This window comes from Nitrincola lacisaponensis, assembly GCF_000691225.1.
In the GTDB taxonomy this organism is placed as follows: domain Bacteria; phylum Pseudomonadota; class Gammaproteobacteria; order Pseudomonadales; family Balneatricaceae; genus Nitrincola; species Nitrincola lacisaponensis.
The window spans coordinates 341,716-362,894 of record NZ_JMSZ01000016.1; the positions used below are offsets into that span (position 1 = coordinate 341,716).

At 53.4% G+C, this 21,179-nt stretch carries 18 protein-coding genes; 14 read left to right on the forward strand and 4 right to left on the reverse strand.

Annotated features, from left to right (window positions below; all coding sequences use genetic code 11):
- Entirely contained in the window at nt 1-1,716 is a 1,716-nt protein-coding gene (locus ADINL_RS04940) for a tetratricopeptide repeat protein (RefSeq protein WP_036544518.1), read from the reverse strand.
- Nucleotides 1,717-1,924: 208 nt separating this feature from the next.
- Between ADINL_RS04940 and hemA the strand changes: the two genes are divergently transcribed.
- The 4 genes from hemA to ADINL_RS04960 are packed head-to-tail and all read left to right on the forward strand — an operon-like array spanning nt 1,925 to nt 5,895.
- Nucleotides 1,925-3,202 (forward strand): glutamyl-tRNA reductase, encoded by a 1,278-nt coding sequence (gene hemA / locus ADINL_RS04945; RefSeq protein ID WP_036544520.1) that lies wholly within the window; start codon nt 1,925-1,927, stop codon nt 3,200-3,202.
- Between the two features lie 12 nt (nt 3,203-3,214).
- On the forward strand, nt 3,215-4,303 hold the full coding sequence (gene prfA, locus ADINL_RS04950; RefSeq protein ID WP_036544522.1) for a peptide chain release factor 1: 1,089 nt from the start codon (nt 3,215-3,217) through the stop codon (nt 4,301-4,303).
- Nucleotides 4,293-5,126, forward strand: coding sequence for a peptide chain release factor N(5)-glutamine methyltransferase (gene prmC, locus ADINL_RS04955; RefSeq protein ID WP_036544524.1), 834 nt, complete (start codon nt 4,293-4,295; stop codon nt 5,124-5,126). Before prfA ends, prmC begins: the two co-directional genes overlap by 11 nt.
- Nucleotides 5,113-5,895 (forward strand): molybdopterin-synthase adenylyltransferase MoeB, encoded by a 783-nt coding sequence (locus ADINL_RS04960; RefSeq protein WP_036544526.1) that lies wholly within the window; start codon nt 5,113-5,115, stop codon nt 5,893-5,895. Before prmC ends, ADINL_RS04960 begins: the two co-directional genes overlap by 14 nt.
- On the opposite strand, the gene ADINL_RS04965 is transcribed toward ADINL_RS04960, so the two are convergent.
- From ADINL_RS04965 to ADINL_RS04975, 3 genes are read right to left on the reverse strand one after another with little or no spacing between them, the layout of a single operon-like run.
- Nucleotides 5,878-6,834 (reverse strand): AEC family transporter, encoded by a 957-nt coding sequence (locus ADINL_RS04965; protein WP_036544528.1) that lies wholly within the window; start codon nt 6,832-6,834, stop codon nt 5,878-5,880. The two genes, ADINL_RS04960 and ADINL_RS04965, sit on opposite strands and share 18 nt — an antisense overlap.
- A 32-nt stretch (nt 6,835-6,866) precedes the next feature.
- Complete coding sequence (locus ADINL_RS04970; RefSeq protein ID WP_036544530.1) at nt 6,867-7,364, reverse strand: SixA phosphatase family protein; 498 nt, start codon at nt 7,362-7,364, stop codon at nt 6,867-6,869.
- 28 nt (nt 7,365-7,392) lie between these two features.
- A complete protein-coding gene (locus tag ADINL_RS04975) occupies nt 7,393-9,099 on the reverse strand; it encodes a potassium/proton antiporter (RefSeq protein ID WP_036544532.1) in 1,707 nt (568 codons plus the stop codon).
- 231 nt (nt 9,100-9,330) lie between these two features.
- On the opposite strand from ADINL_RS04975, the gene ADINL_RS04980 reads away from it, so the two are divergent.
- The 10 genes from ADINL_RS04980 to ADINL_RS05025 all read left to right on the forward strand — a co-directional run bounded on the left by ADINL_RS04980 (nt 9,331) and on the right by ADINL_RS05025 (nt 21,134).
- On the forward strand, nt 9,331-10,515 hold the full coding sequence (locus ADINL_RS04980; protein ID WP_036544534.1) for an acetyl-CoA C-acyltransferase family protein: 1,185 nt from the start codon (nt 9,331-9,333) through the stop codon (nt 10,513-10,515).
- 49 nt (nt 10,516-10,564) lie between these two features.
- Nucleotides 10,565-11,659: a WD40/YVTN/BNR-like repeat-containing protein gene (locus tag ADINL_RS04985; RefSeq protein WP_051632570.1), complete on the forward strand. Its 1,095-nt coding sequence runs from the start codon at nt 10,565-10,567 to the stop codon at nt 11,657-11,659.
- Nucleotides 11,656-14,034 carry an efflux RND transporter permease subunit gene (locus tag ADINL_RS04990; protein ID WP_036544536.1) on the forward strand — a complete coding sequence of 793 codons (2,379 nt, stop codon included), beginning with the start codon at nt 11,656-11,658 and terminating at the stop codon, nt 14,032-14,034. Before ADINL_RS04985 ends, ADINL_RS04990 begins: the two co-directional genes overlap by 4 nt.
- 60 nt (nt 14,035-14,094) lie before the next feature.
- Nucleotides 14,095-14,658 (forward strand): hypothetical protein, encoded by a 564-nt coding sequence (locus tag ADINL_RS04995; RefSeq protein WP_036544539.1) that lies wholly within the window; start codon nt 14,095-14,097, stop codon nt 14,656-14,658.
- A 110-nt stretch (nt 14,659-14,768) separates the two neighbouring features.
- A complete protein-coding gene (locus ADINL_RS05000) occupies nt 14,769-16,568 on the forward strand; it encodes an acyl-CoA dehydrogenase C-terminal domain-containing protein (RefSeq protein WP_036544541.1) in 1,800 nt (599 codons plus the stop codon).
- 13 nt (nt 16,569-16,581) lie between these two features.
- Complete coding sequence (locus tag ADINL_RS05005; RefSeq protein WP_239644334.1) at nt 16,582-17,001, forward strand: SCP2 sterol-binding domain-containing protein; 420 nt, start codon at nt 16,582-16,584, stop codon at nt 16,999-17,001.
- 94 nt (nt 17,002-17,095) lie between these two features.
- Complete coding sequence (locus ADINL_RS05010; protein ID WP_036544543.1) at nt 17,096-18,760, forward strand: AMP-binding protein; 1,665 nt, start codon at nt 17,096-17,098, stop codon at nt 18,758-18,760.
- Between the two features lie 35 nt (nt 18,761-18,795).
- Complete coding sequence (locus ADINL_RS05015; RefSeq protein ID WP_036544545.1) at nt 18,796-19,350, forward strand: DUF2889 domain-containing protein; 555 nt, start codon at nt 18,796-18,798, stop codon at nt 19,348-19,350.
- Between the two features lie 30 nt (nt 19,351-19,380).
- Nucleotides 19,381-20,364, forward strand: coding sequence for an NAD(P)H-dependent flavin oxidoreductase (locus ADINL_RS05020; RefSeq protein ID WP_036544547.1), 984 nt, complete (start codon nt 19,381-19,383; stop codon nt 20,362-20,364).
- A 2-nt stretch (nt 20,365-20,366) separates the two neighbouring features.
- Nucleotides 20,367-21,134 carry an enoyl-CoA hydratase gene (locus ADINL_RS05025; protein WP_051632571.1) on the forward strand — a complete coding sequence of 256 codons (768 nt, stop codon included), beginning with the start codon at nt 20,367-20,369 and terminating at the stop codon, nt 21,132-21,134.
- The last annotated feature ends 45 nt before the right edge of the window (nt 21,135-21,179 follow it).

The following is a 21,179-nucleotide window of genomic DNA, read 5'->3' on the forward strand; positions in this document are numbered from 1 at the left end:
TTAGTGAGCTCCGATGCGCTCGGCTGCATCCAGCAGATGGCGATCATCCGGTGTTTGCTGCAGATAGTGTTCGAGTATCTCCAGGGCTTCCTCCTGGCGGTTCAGGCGATGCAGTACGCGAACCAGATGGGCGACGACTTCAGTGTCCGGAAACAGTGCGTAGGCGCGCTGGAGAAAGGCCAGGGCTTCTTCAACACGGTTGAGCTTGAAGAGCACCCAGCCCATTGAGTCCAGCGTAGCTGGATCGTTGGGTTGTTGCGCCAGCGCCAGCGCGATCAGGTGATGGGCTTCTTCGTATTTTTGTGTGTGCACAGTCAAAGTGTAACCCAGGGCGTTCTGAAATACCGGATTGTTGGGCTCAAGCTCAAGTGCGCGGCGCAGGTCAGCCAGGGTGCGTTGTGGTGCTTCCGGTTCATAGAAGAGTGCCCGGGTGTACAGCAGGCGAGTGTCATCCGGTGTTTTGTGTAATTCGTTACTCAGTCTGAGCAGGGCTGCAGGTTTGAGATCGTGACGCTTGTACCACTCGGCCAGCATGATGATCAGGCCGCTGCGAAAGCCAGGTTGTTGAGCAATGGCTTCATTAATAGTGTTTTCAGCGCGCTGCCGGTAACCTGCATCGTTGAATAGCTCAAGCATTCTCGCCCGGGCTTGCAGGAATGTATTGCCTTGCTCTACAGCACGGTAGTAAGACAGCGCCATGTCGCGCTCGCCGCGTTGTTGTGCCAGATGCCCCAGATAGAAGTCGATCTCGGTATTGTAAGGTGTTTTGCGTTTCAGTGACTCTAAAAGCTCCCGACTGGCATCATAGCGTTCGTGATCAAGCAGTAGCAGTGCAAAGTACAGATGGAGCTGATTATCCTGTGGGCGTTGCTCCAGCAGCTCTTTCATCATCAGCTCGGCACGTTGAAAGTTACCGGATAGCATCAGTAGCTGCGCTTGTTGTATATGCAGTTGGTTATGGTGAGGGTGCCGCAGCGCTGCGCGATTGACCAGGTCCAGTGCGGCGGTGATCTGATTGCGTTGACGCAGGAGTTCTGCTTTTTGCATGACCAGTTGTGGCTGGTAAGGCTCGATGCTCAGGCCGCGATTAAATGCCTGGAGTGCGGCATCCGTTTCTTCCATGCGTAAAAACAGCAGGCCGGTTGCCAGATGCAGATCAGTACGTTGGGGTTGCTCTGCAATAATCTGGTCGAGCAGTGCAAGATAGTGCGTCGCTGTTTGAGGGTCTATGGCTTCAGCCTGAGAGCTGATCAGTAGTGCAGCATCTGATTCCGGGTCGCTCAGGACGGTTTCGAGCCAGGGGAGTGCTTCATCAAAGCGACGTTCATGTAACAGGATGCCGGCCAGCAGTTCACGGGGCTCGCTGTTGTGTGGATCTGCCTTGGCCCAGACCGCTGCGGCGGTCAGTACCGCTTCGCTGTCGCGCATAAACTGCGCAATACGTGTGGCTCGTTCAGCAACTGCTGCATCGCCGGTATGGTTTGCCTGGCGCAGGTAGAGGCTCAGGGCTTCATCATATTGTCCGATATGGCCTGCCATTTCTGCACTGAGCAGATCCAGCAATATCTCTCGGTTCAACTGCCCCTGTTGATAACTGACTTCGGGCAAAGGGATGTCCAGCAGTTCGAATCTGCTGGTTTCTGTGGAATCATGGGGCAGGCTGGAGCAACCGCTCAACACCAAGCCTGTCATGAGAGCCAACAGCATCTTTTTCATCTTTAACCATCCTTCAGCAGATCGCTACGCATCTGCACTATAGTGGAAACCGGTCCTGTTTGTCGATTGTCGTTACCCTGTTCTACTACGCAGGCAGGTCGTACTTGGTTCCTTCCTGTGCATCGGCAACGCATGGCTTAATCCGCGCTGCGTAAAGGTGTATGATAGGCGGCTTATTTCAAGGTAGTCGGGTTGCTGATTCTATTCTATGACACTGCTGGCATTAGGTATTAATCACAAAACAGCGCCGGTTGAGGTGCGTGAACGGGTTGCGTTTGCACCTGAACGCCTCGCTGAGGCCATGCAACATGCCTGTCAGGCAGCTGGCTTGCGTGAAGTTGCGATCTTGTCTACCTGTAATCGTACAGAGGTTTATGGCAGCAGCCTTGAGCCGGGTAGTGAGAAACTGCTGGCATGGCTGGCACATTATCATGGTCTGGATGTGGCCCGGCTGCAGGATTGCAGTTATCGTTATGAAAATGATGCTGCAGCGCGTCATATGATGCGTGTTGCTTCGGGGCTGGATTCGCTGGTGCTGGGAGAGCCTCAGATTCTGGGGCAGCTGAAGTCTGCCTACAGTGTGGCTCAGGAAGAAGGGGTTGTGGGTGCCGAGCTTGGGCGCCTGTTTCGTCATGCCTTTAATGTTGCCAAACAGGTACGCACACATACAGCGATCGGTCAGAACCCGGTTTCAGTCGCCTATGCTGCAGTCAGTATGGCGCAGCATATTTTTGCTGATCTGAGTCAGTCTCGTGCGTTATTGATTGGTGCGGGTGAAACCATTGAGCTGGTTGCTCGACATTTGTACCGTGCCGGGGTCAGGCAGTTGACAGTTGCTAACCGGACGCTCAGCCGCGCACTGGATCTGGCGGCCCTGTTTGATGCCAGGGCGATTGCATTGGGTGACATTCCTGATGTGTTGCCAGATGTCGATATCATTATTTCTTCGACGGCCAGTCAGTTGCCGATACTGGGCAAGGGGGCTGTCGAGTCAGCGTTGAAAAAACGCCGCCATAAGCCATTCTTTATGGTTGATATAGCAGTACCCCGGGATATAGAACCTCAGGTCGGTCAGTTGGATGACGTGTATCTCTATACCGTCGATGATCTGAAAGAAGTTATCGAAGAAAATCAGCGTGGCCGAGAGACTGCTGCGCGCGAAGCAGAGCAGATTATTGAGGTGGGCGCTAATGAGTTCATGCGTCAGTTGCGTGAGCTGGATGTGGTGGATACCGTTACAGCCCTGCGTCAGCATGCACACAACCTGTGTGAATCCGCACTGGAAAAGGCTCAGCGTCAATTGCAGGCAGGCAAGGCACCGGAGCAGGTGCTGGAAGTGCTGGCTCGCGGTTTGACCAATAAACTGCTGCATCAGCCAACAGTGAAGTTACGGGAAGCCTCGGCTGAAGGGCGCGATGAGTTGCAGCAACTGGTAAAAGAACTCTTCCAACTTCCAGGTGCCGATCTGCCAGATCGACAGGACTGAAAACAGGTATTCATGAAAGCCTCTATACGTAATCGATTGGAAACGCTGGCCGAGCGTTTTGAAGAACTGTCTGCTTTGCTCAGTGATGCTGGCGTAATCAGTGATCAGGCGAGTTTTCGCCGTTACTCGGTTGAGTATGCTGAACTGGAGCCAGTTGTGGAGCACTACCGTGAGTGGTGTCAGACGCTGGCCGACCATGAAACTGCTCAGAGTATGGCCCAGGACAGTGATCCTGAGATGCGAGCCATGGCGCAGGAAGAAATTGAGGTCGCATTGCAGCGCCGAACTGAGCTGGAACGTGCGTTACAGCTGTTGCTGTTGCCCAAAGATCCGAATGATGACCGTAATGTGTTCCTGGAAGTGCGGGCCGGAACCGGTGGTGATGAAGCGGCTATCTTTGCCGGTGATCTGTTTCGCATGTACTCCCGCTATGCCGAACTGCAGGGTTGGCGTGTGGAAATCATCAGTGCCAGCGAAGGTGAGCATGGTGGCTTCAAGGAAGTGATCAGCCGCATCAGCGGTCAGCAGGTATATGCCCGGCTGAAGTTTGAATCCGGTGCGCATCGGGTGCAGCGTGTTCCTGAAACTGAATCGCAGGGCCGCATTCATACCTCTGCCTGTACTGTAGCTGTCTTGCCTGAGTTGGATGAAGCCGCAGCGATTGAGATCAACAAGGCGGATTTGCGTGTGGATACTTTTCGTGCGTCCGGTGCTGGTGGGCAGCATATCAACAAGACTGATTCGGCGATTCGTATTACCCATTTGCCGAGCGGCCTGGTGGTGGAGTGTCAGGATGAGCGCTCACAGCACAAGAACCGTGCCAAGGCCCTGGCGCTGCTGGCATCACGTCTGCAGCAGGCCGAAACCGATCGTCAGCATGCCGCTCAGGCTTCAACGCGCAAAAGTCTGGTAGGTAGTGGGGACCGCTCTGAGCGTATCCGAACCTATAACTTTCCGCAGGGACGTGTTACTGACCATCGCATCAATCTGACACTTTACAAGCTGAATGAAGTCATGACGGGTGATCTGGCATCGGTTATTGAGCCACTTCGGAATGAATATCAGGCCGAGCAGCTGGGTGCTTTGAGTGATGAGGGTTGATCAGGCATTGGCATTGTCTGAGCGTCTGGCCGGGTTGACGGAAACGCCCCGGCTGGATGTAGAGCTGTTGCTGTGTCATGTGTTGCAAAAGCCGCGCAGCTATCTGTATACCTGGCCGGAAAAACGCTTGAGTGCCGAACAGCAGCAGGCATTTTTGTCGCTGTTGGCGCGTCGTGAATCCGGTGAGCCCGTTGCGCATCTGACCGGCGAACGGGGCTTTTGGACCCTGGCACTGGAGGTGAATGCCTCAACCCTGATTCCCAGGCCTGAAACTGAGCTATTAGTGGAATGGGCGCTGCAGCACTTGCCGGAAGCCGGAGTGCGTATGGCTGATCTGGGGACTGGAACGGGCGCGATAGCGCTGGCTCTGGCCAGTGAACGGCCAGACTGGCAGATTCAGGCTACAGAGTTGCAGGTTTCTGCAGTTGAGTTGGCACGGCGCAATGCTCGACGTCTGGGTCTCGATCAGGTAGAAGTATTGCAGGGCAGCTGGTGCGAGCCACTCAGTGGTCACTATGATCTGTTGATCAGCAATCCGCCCTATATCGATCCTCAACACCCCTGCCTGATTGAGGGCGATCTGCGTTATGAGCCGCGTAGTGCGTTGGTAGCGCCGCTGCAGGGGATGGCTGATATTCTCACGCTGATAGCACAGGCGCCTGACTATCTGAAGCCGGATGGCTGGCTGGTGTTTGAGCATGGTTATGATCAGGGGCAAGCGGTACAGCAGGCGCTGCTGGGTGCGGGGTTCAGTCAGTGCTTTACCTGGCAGGACCTGAATGGCAAGGATCGGATTACTGGAGGTCGCTATGTTACTGAATGATGATCAGTTGTTGCGTTACAGTCGTCAGATACTTTTGCCAGATGTGGATATTGAAGGTCAGCAGCGCCTGTTGTCCAGCCGAGTTTTGATTCTGGGGTTGGGTGGATTAGGAAGTCCGGTCAGTCTTTACCTGGCCGCCGCCGGTGTGGGGGAGCTCTGGCTGGTCGATGATGACCAGGTTGATCTGACCAATCTGCAGCGTCAAATAGTGCATACGCATGACCGTATCGGCATGAGTAAAGTGGCGTCTGCACGACAGGCGCTGCAGGCGTTAAACCCTGACGTGAGTCTGCACTGTATTGAGCAGCGGCTGGATGCTGACAGTCTGCAGGCGCAGATTGCTCAGGTTGATCTGGTCGTGGATTGCAGTGATAACTTCAGTACCCGCTTTGCACTGAATGCAGCCTGCTTTGCGGCGGGTGTGCCGCTGGTATCGGGTGCGGCGATTCGTTTTGACGGGCAGATCAGTGTATTTGACCCGCGTAATCCGCAGTCACCCTGTTATCAATGTTTATACCCGCAGGGGGATGATGCTGCACTGACCTGCTCTGAATCAGGCGTTTTGGCACCACTGGTGGGGGTGATCGGTTCGATGCAGGCGATGGAGGCAATCAAGTTGCTCAGTGGTGCAGGTAAGCCGCTGACCGGGCGCTTGCTGTTGCTGGATGGGCGTCGCATGGAATGGCGTGAGATGCGTCTGTCGGCTGATCCAGACTGCCCGGTGTGTGCCGGGCGACATCTGCATCCGTCTTCAGACCCAGCCCAGTAAGCTGGCGAGGTAAATGGCCAGACTGAGTGTCAGCACAGAGCCCAGTGTGGTCGTCAGAATAATGTTGGCAGTCAGTTGGGCGTTGGCGCCCATGGTTTTGGCCATCACAAAACTGGCGGCTGCGGTCGGGCAGGCAAAGAGCACCATCATCACGGTCAGATCCTGACCTCTGAATCCGACCAGCCAGGCCCCTAAGGTCAGTATCAGGGGTAAAAAAAACAGTTTGGTACTGGTCGCCCAGAACGCCTGGCGTGAGCTGTCGCGCAGGCTTTTCATATTCAGCGTACCGCCGATTGCCAGTAGTGCCAAGGGTAGTGTCAGATTGGCAAAGTAGCGTCCCGTGGTGGCAACCACGTCCGGGAGTTTGATACCAAAATACGAAATAGGCAGTGCCAGTACGACGGCCAGAATCAGAGGGTTTTTTGCCACTTCTGCAAGGGTTGACCAGAGGCTGATTGACTGGCTGCTGCGTAGCGGGAATGTCAGGCAGATAATTGCCAGCACGTTGTACATGGGAATCACCAGCGCCAGCAGCAAGGAAGCCTGAGCCAGTCCGGACTGACCGAACAGGTTAAAACTCACTGCCAGACCAATAATGCCGTAATTGCTGCGGAAAGATCCTTGAATGAAGGCGCCCAGATCGGCGGGACTGTCAATCCAGCGTGCTGCCAGCCACCAGATCAGAGCGTAGCTGATCAGGGTCCCGATGATTACATAGCTGAGCTGCCCAGGGTTAAAAACAGCGTGAAAGTCCATCTGGGCAATCGACATGAACACCAGTGCCGGTAAGGTTACCGTAAACACCAGACGTGAACTGACATTGACAAAACCGGTATCGATAATCCCCAGGCGGCGCAACAGATAGCCCAGAAATACTATAAAGAAAATCGGTGTGACGATGGTGGCGGTAAAGCCCAATGCTTCAATATACAGGTCCACAGTATAATTCCTGATTCAGAAAAACAGCTGATTTAGTTCGCATGCAAGCCAGGGTAGTCCAGTCTCAGGCAGCGTCCTGTTTGCGGGGCGCAGTCAGACCAGTGATCTATATCGAGTTGCAGTTGTAACACTGCACTGGTTGGAAAATGCGGTACTGTATCGCCTAGCAGGAAGCTGCCCAGGTCCTGCAGGCCAGGATTATGGCCCACCAGCATCAGGTGGTTGATGCTGTCTGGTTGTATCTGGATCTGTTCCAGCAGTGCTGTAGTGCAGGCCTCATAGCAGTCTGGGCATTCCTGGCAGTGTTCCAGTGGAATACTCAGTCGCTCAATAATCCTCTCTGCCGTCAGGCGTGTTCGGGTCGCTGGACTGAATAACAGTCTGTCAGGCTGAGCGCTGAAAGCGATGAGGCGTTCGCATAGAGCAGGAAGATCACGCTTTCCGCGTTTATTTAACGGGCGCTCAAAATCCGGCAGATCTACTGCCTTCCAGCTGGATTTTGCATGACGTACCAGTGTCAGATATTTCATTGCTGATTCACCTTGTGGGTGCTGTCACTCAGGAAATTTTCAGGCCAACCCGGATAATGGTGTCGCCCTGCATCGCTTTTACCACCAGAGTTACTGGACCGATTTTTACCCGGTCACCGACAACGGGATGATTTGGCAGTCGACTGGCTACATAGTCTGCCAGGCTTTGCTGTGAGTCGGCGCCTTCAACATCTATACCAAAGCTGGTTTGCAGATCTTTAATCTGTATGGCGGCGTCCAGTTCGAACAGACCGAAAAAGACATTCTCCCGCAAGGCGGGGATGGACTCTGTTGAGCTGAACAAGCGCGCCAGAGCCGCTTCGGTGTCAACCGGACCGATAACAGCCAGACGGTCGCCGCCACTCAGTTTCAAGGTTTCTTGCCAGGGTATCAGCTGATCATTACGCAAAACGGCGCAGACTACAATGCCATCGGGTAGGCGAATACCCGTCAAGGAGCGAGGCGGTGTCCAGTGTTCGCCATCCAGCTCAAACACCATCAGTTGATGTTGTGTATCATCACTCCATTCCAGGGCTCTATGTTGCAGGGCTTTGGGTTCGGCAGGCAATTCCAGCTTTAACCAGCGCGCAGATGCGGCCAGCGTGGTGCCCTGTACCAGCAGTGACATAATCACCACAATAAAGGCGATGGTGGGGAACAGGTGGGCGCTGTCGATGCCTGCCATCAGCGGGAAGAGTGCCAGTACTATGGGTACGGCGCCGCGTAAACCTACCCAGGCGATGAATAGCTGCTCCTTGAAACGAAAACCGAATGGCCAGAGCGTCAGGGCAACAGCCAGTGGACGTGCAACCAGAATCAGCACAGTACCCAGCAGCACCCCTTCCAGAATATGACTCATTTTCTCTTCCGGTGCCAGCAGCAGTCCAAGCATCAGGAACAGACACAATTGCGCCAGCCAGGCGAGGCCGTCGTGGACCTGAAGAATGTCCTCCATGCGCCGGACTTTACGGTTCCCGACGATAACGCCCATCAGATAGATGGCTAGAAAGCCACTGCCATCCAGAAGTGTGGTAGCTGAGAAAATGCTTAGTCCGGCAGCGGTGACCAGCAGGGGATAAAATGCATCAATGAGTGCAAAGCGCTTCAGCAGCCAGGCAAGCAGAAGGCCGCCAAGAACGCCGCCGATACCGCCGAGAGACAGTTGCTTGATCAATAACCAGACGGCTTCCAGTGCATTGGGTGGCGTTTCCTGAATGATCAGTTCCAGCAGAACGATGGTGAGGAAGATCGCCATCGGGTCATTGCTGCCGGATTCAATCTCCAGTGTGGCACTGACGCGCTGATTGAGTCGCAGTCCGCGGTTTTGCAGCAGTGCAAATACAGCGGCAGCGTCTGTTGAGGAGATAATGGTACCGATCAGCAATCCGTAGATCAGCGGAAGATCCAGTATCCATACGGCAGCCAGCCCCGTAATGGCTGCCGTGATGACGACACCGAGTGTCGCCAGCGTCAGGGCCGGTTTCAGACCGACCCGGAAGGTTTCTGCCCGGGTGCGCATGCCACCATCAAGCAAAATGATTGCCAGTGCCAGGTGCCCGACCATGAAAGTGGTTTCGGTATCTGCCGGTAACAGATGCCCAAAGCCGTTTTGTCCGGCCAGCATGCCGACCCCGAGAAACAGCAACAATACCGGTAAGCCGATACGGTTGGAGAGGGGGCTCAACAGAATGCTGATCATCAGCATCGCCGCGACAAAAAACAGGGTCAGGATCATAATGGCGTCGGTCCTTGGTCACTTGGGATCCTATTATGCCATAAACCCCTAGCAGCGCGGCGCCGGACTTTCTTTTTTGTGTAAAAGAGGCAATAGTTGAAGCGCCAGGTCAGTTCTACTGAACAATATTGTTACTCAGGCTGGCGGCTAGTGTTATTGAAGCGGGTGCCCGTATACGCGATGCTTTCGGTCATCTATATCCTGTATAAATGCAATAAAAAGGATCTTGTCATGAAAACCCGTGACGTTTATGTCGTAGCAGCTGTCAGAACAGCGATTGGTGGTTTTGGTGGGTCGTTAAAAGATCATCCCCCTGCTGACTTGGCTGGAAAGGTGGTTGCGGAAGCCTTGACGCGCAGTGGTCTGGATGCCTCTCAGATAGGTCATTGCGTATTTGGTAATGTGGTGCCGACGGAGCGTCGTGATCTGTATATGTCTCGTGTTGCCGCACTGCAGGGTGGCCTGCCTGACACTACGCCTGCGCTGACGGTGAATCGTTTGTGTGGCAGCGGCCTGCAGGCGATTGTGACGGCCGCTCAGCAGATTGAGTTGGGCGTGTGCGAAGCCGCCGTTGCCGGTGGTGCTGAATCCATGAGTCGTACCAATTACTGGATGCCATCTGGCCGCTGGGGACAGCGTATGGGGGATGCCCAGGTGCTGGACTCAATGGTGGGTGCGCTGACCTGTCCGATGGAAAATGTCCATATGGGCGTCACTGCCGAGAATATCGCTGAAAAATGGCAGATCAGCCGTGAAGATCAGGATATGCTGGCGATGCAGAGTCACTTGCGTGCACAGCAGGCGATAGAAGAGGGTCGGTTCAAATCTCAGATTTTACCCGTTGCGGTCAAAACGCGTCAGGGTGAACAGCTGTTCGATACGGATGAGCATCTGCGTTATAACTGCACACTGGATGATATGGCAAAATTACGCCCGGTGTTCCGTAAAGATGGCAGTGTCACGGCAGGTAATGCATCAGGTCTTAACGATGCAGCCGCTGCCGTTGTACTGGTCAGTGGTGAGTTGCTGGAGTCCAGTGGTGCAAAGCCTATGGCGCGTCTGGTGGGTTACACCTTTGCTGGTGTTGAACCTCGCTATATGGGAATCGGGCCGGTACCCGCTGTGAAGTCACTCCTGGATCAGCATGGCTTGCAGGTTGGTGATATCGACCTGTGGGAGGTCAATGAAGCCTTTGCTGCACAGGCCTTGGCGGTGTTGCGTGATCTGGATCTGCCCAATGAGCGGGTAAATCCGAATGGCAGCGGTATTTCACTGGGGCACCCCATTGGTGCCACGGGGGCGGTGATCAGTGTCAAGGCGCTTTACGAGCTGGAGCGTATCCATGGGCGCTACGCAGTCGTCACCATGTGTATTGGTGGAGGTCAGGGCATCGCTGCATTGTTTGAGCGCAGCTGATGTTCGGTCCCCTGGTTTCAAAAAAAACTGACAGCGATACAACAATAATATGCTGAAAATGCGTGTGTTACGTTTAATTCTGGTCGTGCTGGCGATATTGGTCATGCCGGTGTCAGCTGGTCTTCCTGACCGGCTGACGCAGACTGCTCCACAAACTGCTGCGGCGCATGCGGTGATGTTGACCGATCTTGCGCGGGCTGGAGAGCGCCTGGTCGCCGTGGGCGATTTCGGTGTGGTGCTCTATTCCGATGATCATGGCCAGGTTTGGCAACAGGCTCAAGTGCCTGTTACAACGCTGCTGACGTCCATACACTTCACCTCGGACAATCAGGGCTGGATTACCGGTCATGATGGTGTGCTGTTATCCAGTGATGATGCGGGTATGACCTGGGTGGTGCGCCTGGATGGTGATCGTATCAATCAGTTGCGTATCGAGTCGCTGGAAGCGGCGCTTGGCGCTCTGACAGATGAACTGCTTGAGGACGATCCCTATCTTGAAGAGGATCTGGCTTTTGCGCTTGAAGATGCCGAGCTGGCTCAGGAAGAAGGCCCTGTTAATCCCTTGTTGAGCGTCTGGTTCCGTAACCCGGATGAAGGTTATCTGCTGGGTGCCTATGGTCTGGCGCTGCGGACGCGGAATGCCGGAGAAAGCTGGGAGTTTATCAGTGAAGAGCTGCCTAATCCGGATCAGTTGCATCTGAATGCGATTACTCAGCATGATGGTAGTCTGATTATTGCGGGTGAGGCCGGGTTGTTGATGCGTTCAGATGATCAGGGTGACAGTTGGTACGAGCTGCCTTCTCCTTACAGTGGTTCTTTCTTTGATCTGCTGGCGCATGATCGCAGTCTCTATGCGCTGGGTTTGCGTGGGCATCTCTTTGAAAGTCTGGATGGCGGTTTTGAATGGCAGGCAGTGCCTGTTGATACCACTGTCAGTTTCATGGGTGGCTACAGCGACGGTCGGCTGCTGGCCATTACCGGACTGGGTGGCACGCTGCTAACGGCCAGTCAGGAGAGCTCGCTGCAGCCACTTGATCTCGGTGTGCGACGTCACTTCAATGCAGTGATCGCAACGCCAGAAGGTTGGGTGTTGGCAGGAGAGCAGGGCATCTTTCGTGTGAATTTCCAGGGAGTTGCTCAATGAAGCGCATGGCTGAACGTTTGTTGTTACCTATTCGCCGTTCAGAGCAATGGGTTGAATATCTGCTGTTTCATCAGCGTCCCTGGGTTTTATCCCTGTTTGTGCTGGTGACGTTGATACTGGGCTGGCAGGCGGTGCAGATTCGTCCTGACGCCAGCTTCGTCAAAATGATTCCCGCCAGTCATCCCTATGTGGAAAACTATTTAACCTACCAGCAGGACCTGTCAGGTTTGGGGAATAGTGTTCGTGTGGCGGTGGCGACCACTGAAGATGATATCTTTAACGCGGATTTTCAGGATGTGCTGCGTCAGGTGACTGATGAGCTGTTCTTTATTCCGGGTGTGGATCGCGCTGCCATGCAATCGATCTGGACGCCAAATGTACGCTGGACCGAGGTGACAGAACAGGGTTTTGTCGGTGGCCCCGTGATTCCGCCGGATTATGATGGCAGTGAAGCCAGTCTGGATCAGTTGCGTATCAATGTGCTGCGTTCAGGTCAGGTGGGGCGTCTGGTTGCCAATGACTTCCGTTCTGCAATTATCGAAGTGCCTTTGCTGGATTTCGATCCAGAGACTGGCGAACGGCTGGACTATCAGGCTTTTTCACAGCGTCTCGAACAGCGTGTTCGTGATGCTTATGTGACAGACTCAGTCAGTATTCACATTACCGGTTTTGCCAAAATTGTGGGTGACCTGATTGATGGTGCCAAGCAGGTAGCGCTGTTCTTTGCGCTGGCTATTCTGATTACCCTGGTATTGCTCTATCTCTATTCCCGCAGTATCAAGGGTACGCTGGTACCGCTGCTATGTTCGCTGATTGCCGTCATCTGGCAGCTGGGTTTGCTGAATGCATTGGGCTACGGGATTGATCCGTACTCCATGCTGGTGCCTTTCCTGGTCTTCGCCATTGCGGTGAGTCATGGTGTACAGATTGTTAACGCCATACGTCTTGAAAGTCTCCAGGACCAGGATAAGTGGCGTGCAGCGCGCAGTGCTTTTCGCCTGCTGTATATTCCCGGGCTGACAGCGCTGGTCTCGGATGGTATTGGTTTCCTGACCCTGATGGTCATCGATATCCAGGTGATTCAGGAGCTGGCTGTTGCAGCCTCGTTGGGTGTAGCTGTGATTATTCTGACTAACCTGTTGTTGCTGCCGCTGCTCATGTCTTACGTGGGTGTCGGCTCCCGGGCGATAGAGCATGCACGCCGACAGGCTGAACAGGGTGGTGAGCATTGGCGAGTATTGACCTGGTTTGCGACAACGCGTGGCGCTGCAACGGCATTGAGTGTGGCGGTTGTTTTGATGGTGCTCGGGCTGTATGTGGCTCAGGGGCTGCAGATCGGTGATTTGGATCGTGGGGCACCTGAGTTACGGGCAGACTCGCGTTACAATCAGGATAATGACTTTATTACCGCCAATTACTCCACCTCCAGTGATGTGTTTGTGGTCATGGCTGTCACCGCTGCGGATCAGTGCAGTGCTTTTGAAACCCTGTCATCGGTTGAGCGCTTTCAGTATGCCATGCAGTCTGTGCCAGGCGTGCAGTCCAGTGTCTCATTGGCTGATCTGTCAAAACGTATTACTGCCGGCTTGAATGAAGGTAATCCCAAGTGGCGTGCAATCAGTCGTAATCAGTTTGTTATCAATGCTTCATTGGCCTATGTGCCAGGTGGGTTGATGAATGCAGACTGCTCTCTGCTCCCGGTTATTCTGTTCCTGGATGACCATAAGGCGGATACGCTGACCCGTGTCAGCCAGGCAGTCGAAACCTTTGCTGAAACCTATAACAGCGATGCGCTTGAATTTGTTTTGGCTGCCGGAAACAGTGGTTTTGAAGCGGCGACCAATCAGGTGATTGCGCGTGCACAGTACGAGATGCTGGCATGGGTATACGGGGTAGTGAGTTTGCTCTGTTTGCTGACCTTCCGTTCATTCAAGACTGTACTCTGTATCATTTTGCCACTGGCGTTGACCTCGCTGCTGTGTCAGGCACTGATGGCGATCCTGGGTATTGGTGTCAAGGTGGCGACGCTGCCAGTGATTGCTCTGGGTGTCGGTATAGGTGTGGATTATGGTATCTATATCTACTCACGCTTGAGCAATTACCTTGAGCAGGGGTTGAGTCTGACCGATGCCTACTTTGAAACCTTGAAGACCACCGGGAAGCCGGTTGCTTTCACCGGTTTGACCTTGGCGATCGGTGTGGTTTTGTGGGTCTTTTCGCCTATCAAGTTTCAGGCGGACATGGGCATTCTGCTGACCTTCATGTTCTTGTGGAATATGCTCGGAGCCTTGATTTTGTTGCCAGCACTGACCGCTTTCCTGAAGCCTCATCCTGAGCTGACCTCCAGTCCGGAGCTGTTTGCACCTGATCGGTGACCTTTTACAGGCGTTCGCTGTTAAAATCCTGTTCATTGGAATGATGAACAGGATTTTTTTATGTTGAAGAAGTTACTCTTGCTGCTGTGTTGCAGCTGTGTCTTGTCAGTGCAGGCGCAATATGTACAGATCGAACAGGCGACCATCGAGGCCTACATCAGCAGTTTGCCGGATGTAGACGCGCTAGGTCAGCGTGTCGAGGCCAGTGGGCAGGTGGATCAGTGGTTTGTTGAGCTGGTACCGATGCCGGGAATGCCATTTAATCCACACCAGCAGGCAGTTGAGCGTATGGCTCAGCATGCACCTGCATATCATGCTGAATTGAACAAAATTGTTATAGGCTATGGCTTTACCAGTGTGCAGCGTTGGGCAGAGATGGGTGATCGTGTGCTGCTGGCGTATGCGGCAGTAAAAGCAGAGCAGGAAAACCCGACGTTATGGCAGCTGGCCAGCCAGGAATATACTCAAGTCCCGGCAGAAATGGTCAGAATGTTGCCGGAAAACCTCAAGGATGAGGTCAATCAGGCCCTGACAATCACCCGTGCGCTGGTGTTGGCGCCACGTGCAGATCGTTATGCGATAGCCCCCTATATGACACAGCTGGATACGGCTTTACCACGCTAGATCGGTTTTGTCAGTGATATTGGTAGCTTTTGTTATTGGTGTATTGCAGCGCTTCGTCCATCCTTTACCCATCAAGTGAGTACAATAACGATAAAGATGAGGTTTGCGTTATGGCCGAATATAAAGCTCCGCTGCGTGACATGCAGTTTATCCTCAACGAGGTATTGTCGCTGGAGTCGCACTATCAAAACCTCCCCGGGTGTGAAGAAGCAACCCCGGACATGGTTGCTGCCATATTGGAAGAGGGTGCAAAGTTTGCAGAGCGGGTTCTGTCTCCGCTGAATCAGGTTGGAGACCAGCAGGGCTGTCAGTTCAATGATGGCGAAGTCAAAACGCCAGAAGGTTTTCGTGAAGCGTACCAGGCGTTTGTTGAAGGCGGTTGGCCTTCCCTGGCGCATGATCCCGAGTGGGGAGGGCAGGGGCTGCCTGAGTCGCTGGGTATTGTGCTGAATGAGATGGTCGGTTCCGCCAACTGGGCCTGGAGTATGTATCCGGGGTTAAGTCATGGTGCGATGAACACCCTTGAAGCCCATGGCACTACCGAGCAAAAACAGACCTACCTGACCAAGCTGGTATCCGGTGAGTGGACAGGCACCATGTGTCTGACTGAGGCGCATTGTGGTACTGACCTGGGCATGCTGCGTACCAAAGCTGAGCCGCACGCTGATGGCAGTTATCGTATTACAGGTACCAAGATTTTTATCTCCGCCGGTGAGCATGATCTGGCAGACAACATTGTCCACATTGTCTTGGCGCGTTTGCCGGACGCACCTGCGGGTACCAAGGGTATTTCCCTGTTTATCGTACCCAAGTTCCTCCCGGATGCGAATGGAGAGGCAGGTGAGCGCAATGCGGTCAGCTGTGGTTCCATTGAGCATAAAATGGGTATTCATGGTAATGCGACCTGTGTGATGAACTTTGATGGTGCGACCGGGTTCCTGATCGGTCCTGCCAATAAAGGCCTGAATTGCATGTTCACCTTTATGAACACTGCACGTATCGGTACGGCATTACAGGGTCTGGCGCATACTGAATGGGGTTTCCAGAATTCACTGACCTATGCGCGTGAACGTTTGCAGATGCGTGCGTTGAGTGGTCCGAAGCAGCCTGAAAAAGCGGCAGATCCAATCATTGTGCATCCGGCTGTTCGCAACATGCTGTTGACCCAGAAAGCCTTTGCTGAAGGTGGCCGTGCGCTGATCTATTTCGCTGCACAGCAGGTTGACCGTTCACGCCTGGCTGCGACTGCTGAAGAGAAGCAGGAAGCTGAAGATCTGTTGTCCTTGCTGACGCCGATTGCCAAGGCCTTTTTGACAGAGGCGGGTGTGGAATCTGCCAGTCTGGGTATGCAGGTCTATGGTGGTCATGGCTATATTGCTGAGTGGGGTATGGAGCAGAACCTGCGTGATGCACGTATCTCAACGATTTATGAAGGTACGACACAGGTTCAAGCACTCGACCTGCTGGGACGCAAGGTGCTGATGACTCAGGGTGAGTTGCTCAAGCGCTTTACCAAGATGATTCATAAGTTCTGCCAGGCTCAGGAAGGTAATGCAGCAATGCAGCCGTTTGTTGCGGCCCTGTCCCGTCTGAATAAAGAATGGGGTGATCTCACCCTGCAAATCGGCATGAAAGCGATGAAAGACCGTGAAGAGGTCGGAGCGGCTGCAGTTGAGTATCTGATGTATTCGGGTTATATCACGCTGGGATGGCTCTGGGCACGGCAGGCAGAGGTTGCGTTGCGCAAACTTGATGAAGGTGTGGCGGATGCTGACTTCTACCAGGCCAAGCTGAAAACAGCGCAATTCTACTTTGACCGTCTGTTGCCGCGCACTCGTACGCTGGCGGAAGTGATGCTGTCAGGTGCGGATAACCTGATGTCGCTGGAAGCTGAACACTTTTCATTCTGAGGAATACTGAAGAATGAAATCTTTACTTCGTACAAAAGCCGGGCAGCGTGTGCTGTCCGCCGCTTTGAACCTGAATGCCAAACGCTATAAACATCAGCCCCGAACAGGAGATACCCCTATGGCAGATTTGAATGCAGTATTTGCAGCAATGGAACAGCGTTTCAACCCGGCCGCAGCAGGTGATCTGCAGGCTGTTTTCCAGTATCAGATTACCGACGGTGATCCCTGGGCGGTTACTGTGGATGGTGGTAGCTGTAAAGTTGAACAGATCGCTCACGATGCACCGACAGTGACACTGACCATGGATAGCCAGACACTGGAAGAGGTCATGAGTGGCGAGACTGATGGTATGCAGGCGTTTATGACAGGACGTATCCAGGCAGATGGCGACATCATGCTGGCGACGCGCCTGGCTTCCTTGTTCCCGTTATAAGTGCCCGGTACCGGATTACCTGCCGGTAACCGGTACGGCCTGCTATACTCAGGCTATGTGATTGAATGTATAAAAATAATATCAGGATCGTCCTATGGATATGCCACGCGGGAGTCAAATACCCGAGTCGCTGAACCCTCAGGGTTACAGCAATATTGTCGATGTCTTCGAAAAAACGTGTCAGGCGTTCTCGTCCAAGCCAGCATTTACCAGTTTTGGTCGTACACTGGATTACGCTGAGCTGCATCAACTGGCGGATGCTTTCGCTGTGTATCTGCAGCGGGAAACAGACTTGAAGCCAGGAGACCGTATCGCTATACAGCTGCCCAATTTGATTCAATATCCTGTGGTGCTGTTTGGTGCGCTGAAAGCGGGGTTGGTGATTGTAAATACCAATCCGCTCTACACCCCTCGTGAGATGGAGCATCAATTCAAGGATTCCGGTGCCAAAGCACTGGTAATTCATAAAAGCATGGCGCACAAGGCAGAAAAAATTCTGGCCAATACGGATATTAAAACGGTTCTGTTAACTCAGGTTGGCGATCTGCATGGCTTTGTTAAACGCTACTTGCTGAATGCTGCTGTGAAGTACCTGAAGAAGATGGAGCCGGATTTCTATCTGCCGGGCGCATTGCATTTGCGTGAAGCGCTGCTCAAGTATGTGGGGCAGCAGCCAGAGCCTGTAAGAATACAAACGGCCGATATTGCGGTACTGCAATATACAGGCGGCACGACTGGACTTTCCAAAGGTGCCATACTCACCCATGGTAACCTGATCTCCAATATGCTGCAGGGCGTAGATGTGCTGGATGAAGCGCCGTCAGGGTGTGTAGAAACCGCGATTGCTCCTCTGCCTTTGTATCATATTTATGCCTTTACCATTTCCCTGATCATTATGGGCTATGGCGGACACAGTGTCCTGATCCCTAATCCGCGTGATATCGATGGCTTTGTCAAAGAGTTGCGTAAATGGAAAATGACCGCATTTATGGGGTTGAATACTCTGTTTATTGCGCTGTGTAACCATAAGGATTTCCCTACGCTGGATTTCAGCCAGTTCAAGCTGACCATATCAGGTGGCTGTGCCTTGACGCACAAGGCGGCTGATCTTTGGAAAGAAAGTACGGGCTGCGAGATCATGGAAGGTTATGGTCTGACAGAAACTTCGCCGGTCGTGTCAATTAACCGCCCTGGTGCGATTCGTCTGGGTACTATTGGTGTACCGGTAGCCGCTACAGATGTCGCTATTCTGGATCCTGAAGGGCGTCCTGTCGTTGAAGGGATGCCGGGTGAACTCTGTGTCAAAGGCCCCCAGGTTATGGTGGGCTATTGGCAGGCTGAACGTGAAACAGCGGCCTGCTTTACCGACGATGGTTATTTCATGACAGGTGACGTCGCCGTTCGCGAGGCAGATGGTTTCCTGCGTATTGTTGATCGTGCCAAGGATATGATTCTGGTGTCGGGCTTTAACGTCTACCCGAATGAAATAGAGGATGTTTTCTGTTCACATCCAGCGATCCTCGAATGCGCTGCCATCGGTATTCCCGATGAACACAGTGGCGAGGTCGTGAAGCTGGTAGCAGTCGCTCGCGATGAAATACCGGACGTTGAAGAGCTGAAAGCATGGAGCAAGGAGCGGCTGACCCGTTACAAAATACCCAAACAGATAGAGTTTGTGGATGAGTTACCGAAAACCAATGTTGGTAAAGTACTCAGACGCAAATTAAAAGAGCAGCAGGTCAATAAAGAAGTGGCCTGATCTGTGATCTACAGGCCATTTCAGGAGAGTACTGCATGCCGTTATCCAAACCTGTTCGTCGTACACTGCATCATCGCCGTCAGATCGTTTGTGAAGGCTATGAGCGTGAAGACGGTTTATGGGATATCGAAGCACGCATGACCGATAAGAAGGCGCATACTCTGGATAACCCCGAACGTGGCGGGTTTGTCGCAGCGGGTGAATATTTTCATGATATTCGCATGCGCCTGACGCTGGATCGGGGACTGCAGATTCATCAGGTTGAAGCCAGTATGGATGCAACACCCTTTCAGATGTGTCCCGGAATTGTCAGTGTGTATAAACGTTTGGAAGGTACGCGCATCGGTCCGGGGTGGCATCGTAAAGCACTGGAGCTGACAGGCGGGGTGCAAGGTTGTACGCACCTTAATGAGTTGTTGAAACCACTGACTACGACGGCCATACAGACGCTTTGGCCCAGTGGAGATGATGATATGGTCAAGCTGGGTGCCAAGGGTTTGCTGAACTCTTGTCATACCTGGGCACAAAACTCACCGGCAGTAGAGCGCTATCTGCCGGAACTCTACCACTCTGAGCCGCTGGAAAGCTGACGCTCAGATAAACACATGGAGAACAATGTCATGAGTATCCCTGAATCCTTTCAGGGCAGGTTACGCTTGCCCCTGATTTCGGCGCCGATGTTTCTGGTCTCAGGTCCGGAGCTGGTGATTGAAGCTTGTAAAGCAGGCGTGGTTGGCACCTTCCCGGCATTGAATGAGCGCAGCAGTGAAGGCTTTGAGCAATGGTTGATTCAGATTCGTGAAGCCCTGGACACCTACGAGAAAGAGACCGGTAAGCAGGCTGCCCCGTTTGGCGTCAACCTGATCGTGCATCAGACAAACCCTCGCGTAGAGGCAGATCTGGCGTTATGCATCAAACACAAGGTACCGCTCATTATCACATCACTGGGTGCGGTCAAGGACCTGGTGGATGCGGTGCACGGTTATGGCGGTCTGGTGTTTCATGATGTGATTAACCTGCGCCATGCGAAAAAAGCCGCCGCTGCAGGTGTTGATGGATTGATTGCGGTGTGTAATGGTGCGGGTGGCCATGCAGGTACTTTGAACCCCTTCGCGCTGCTGAATGAAATTCACCAGTTCTATTCAGGTACAGTGATTCTGTCGGGTTCCTTGTCCAGTGGTCAGGATATCGCCGCTGCGCAGATGATGGGCGCTGATCTGGCGTATATGGGTACACGCTTTATCAATACCCGGGAAAGCCGTGCGGTGCCTGAATACAAAGAGATGATTATTGCCTCGACGGCAGCGGATATTACCTACACACCGAAAGTGTCTGGCATCTGGGCAAATTTCCTCAAGCCCAGTCTCACTCAGGCGGGTCTTGACCCCGAAAGCGGGGAAAAGAAAAAAGTGGATCTGGGTGAGGAACTGCAGGCTCCTGAGGGCGGTGCCAGTGCCTGGAAGAGCATCTGGTCAGCGGGACATGGGGTCGGCTCTATCAGCGATGCACCCGCGACCTCAGAGCTGGTGGACCGGATGGTGGTTGAATATCAGCAGGCATTCGATCAGTTTCAGCAGGCTTCAGCGGCCTATCGGGAGTCTTGAACATGACGGATACTCTGCTTAAATCATCTGTTGATACCGGTATTCTGCAGCTGACGCTGAACCGTCCGGAAAAGAAAAATGCCCTGACTGGTGAGATGTATCAGGCACTCACAGATGCCCTGCACGAAGCCGCACAGGATGATGCTGTCCGCGTGGTCGTGTTGCGGGGTGCGGGCGAAGACTTCTCGGCGGGCAATGATATTCATGATTTTGTCGTTGCCATCAATGACCCGGAAAAAATCCGCATCCCGCTGGGATTTCTGCAAACCTTATCCACGTTTCCCAAACCGATTATTGCCGCCGTATCAGGCGTTGCCATAGGTATAGGTACCTCTCTGCTGCTGCACTGTGATCTGGTCTATGCCGATTCCAGCGCACGCTTCCAGTTGCCTTTTACGCGTATGGGGCTGGTGCCGGAAGGGGGCACCAGCTTGCTGTTGCCGGGAGCCTTGGGGCATCGTAAAGCCTTCGAGCTGCTGGTGCTGGGAGAGCCCTTTGGTGCCGATGTGGCGGAACAGGTCGGATTGATTAACGCCTGTCTGGACAGTACCCGGTTGATCGATTTTGCCATGGAAAAAGCCAGAAGTCTGGCAGCGATGGGGCCAGACGCCGTTCGACAAAGCAAGGCAATGATGAAGCAGTACGATGAGAACAAGCTGCAGTCAGTGCTGGTCTCTGAGGTGGATGCTTTTGCTGCTCGCCTCAACTCGGAGGAAGCACGGGCTGCGTTTATGGCGTTTTTGCAAAAACCTAAAGCTAACCGGGACTGATCACTTTTGTCATCGACACGGGTGGATTTTGTTATTGTTAAATCC

Bases quoted from the DNA above. Each gene is read 5' to 3' on its own strand.
- ADINL_RS04940 (WP_036544518.1), bottom strand. From the start codon at position 1,716: ATGAAAAAGATGCTGTTGGCTCTCATGACAGGCTTGGTGTTGAGCGGT.
- hemA (WP_036544520.1), top strand. From the start codon at position 1,925: ATGACACTGCTGGCATTAGGTATTAATCACAAAACAGCGCCGGTTGAG.
- prfA (WP_036544522.1), top strand. From the start codon at position 3,215: ATGAAAGCCTCTATACGTAATCGATTGGAAACGCTGGCCGAGCGTTTT.
- prmC (WP_036544524.1), top strand. From the start codon at position 4,293: ATGAGGGTTGATCAGGCATTGGCATTGTCTGAGCGTCTGGCCGGGTTG.
- ADINL_RS04960 (WP_036544526.1), top strand. From the start codon at position 5,113: ATGTTACTGAATGATGATCAGTTGTTGCGTTACAGTCGTCAGATACTT.
- ADINL_RS04970 (WP_036544530.1), bottom strand. From the start codon at position 7,364: ATGAAATATCTGACACTGGTACGTCATGCAAAATCCAGCTGGAAGGCA.
- ADINL_RS04975 (WP_036544532.1), bottom strand. From the start codon at position 9,099: ATGATCCTGACCCTGTTTTTTGTCGCGGCGATGCTGATGATCAGCATT.
- ADINL_RS04980 (WP_036544534.1), top strand. From the start codon at position 9,331: ATGAAAACCCGTGACGTTTATGTCGTAGCAGCTGTCAGAACAGCGATT.
- ADINL_RS04985 (WP_051632570.1), top strand. From the start codon at position 10,565: ATGCTGAAAATGCGTGTGTTACGTTTAATTCTGGTCGTGCTGGCGATA.
- ADINL_RS04990 (WP_036544536.1), top strand. From the start codon at position 11,656: ATGAAGCGCATGGCTGAACGTTTGTTGTTACCTATTCGCCGTTCAGAG.
- ADINL_RS04995 (WP_036544539.1), top strand. From the start codon at position 14,095: ATGTTGAAGAAGTTACTCTTGCTGCTGTGTTGCAGCTGTGTCTTGTCA.
- ADINL_RS05000 (WP_036544541.1), top strand. From the start codon at position 14,769: ATGGCCGAATATAAAGCTCCGCTGCGTGACATGCAGTTTATCCTCAAC.
- ADINL_RS05005 (WP_239644334.1), top strand. From the start codon at position 16,582: ATGAAATCTTTACTTCGTACAAAAGCCGGGCAGCGTGTGCTGTCCGCC.
- ADINL_RS05010 (WP_036544543.1), top strand. From the start codon at position 17,096: ATGGATATGCCACGCGGGAGTCAAATACCCGAGTCGCTGAACCCTCAG.
- ADINL_RS05015 (WP_036544545.1), top strand. From the start codon at position 18,796: ATGCCGTTATCCAAACCTGTTCGTCGTACACTGCATCATCGCCGTCAG.
- ADINL_RS05020 (WP_036544547.1), top strand. From the start codon at position 19,381: ATGAGTATCCCTGAATCCTTTCAGGGCAGGTTACGCTTGCCCCTGATT.
- ADINL_RS05025 (WP_051632571.1), top strand. From the start codon at position 20,367: ATGACGGATACTCTGCTTAAATCATCTGTTGATACCGGTATTCTGCAG.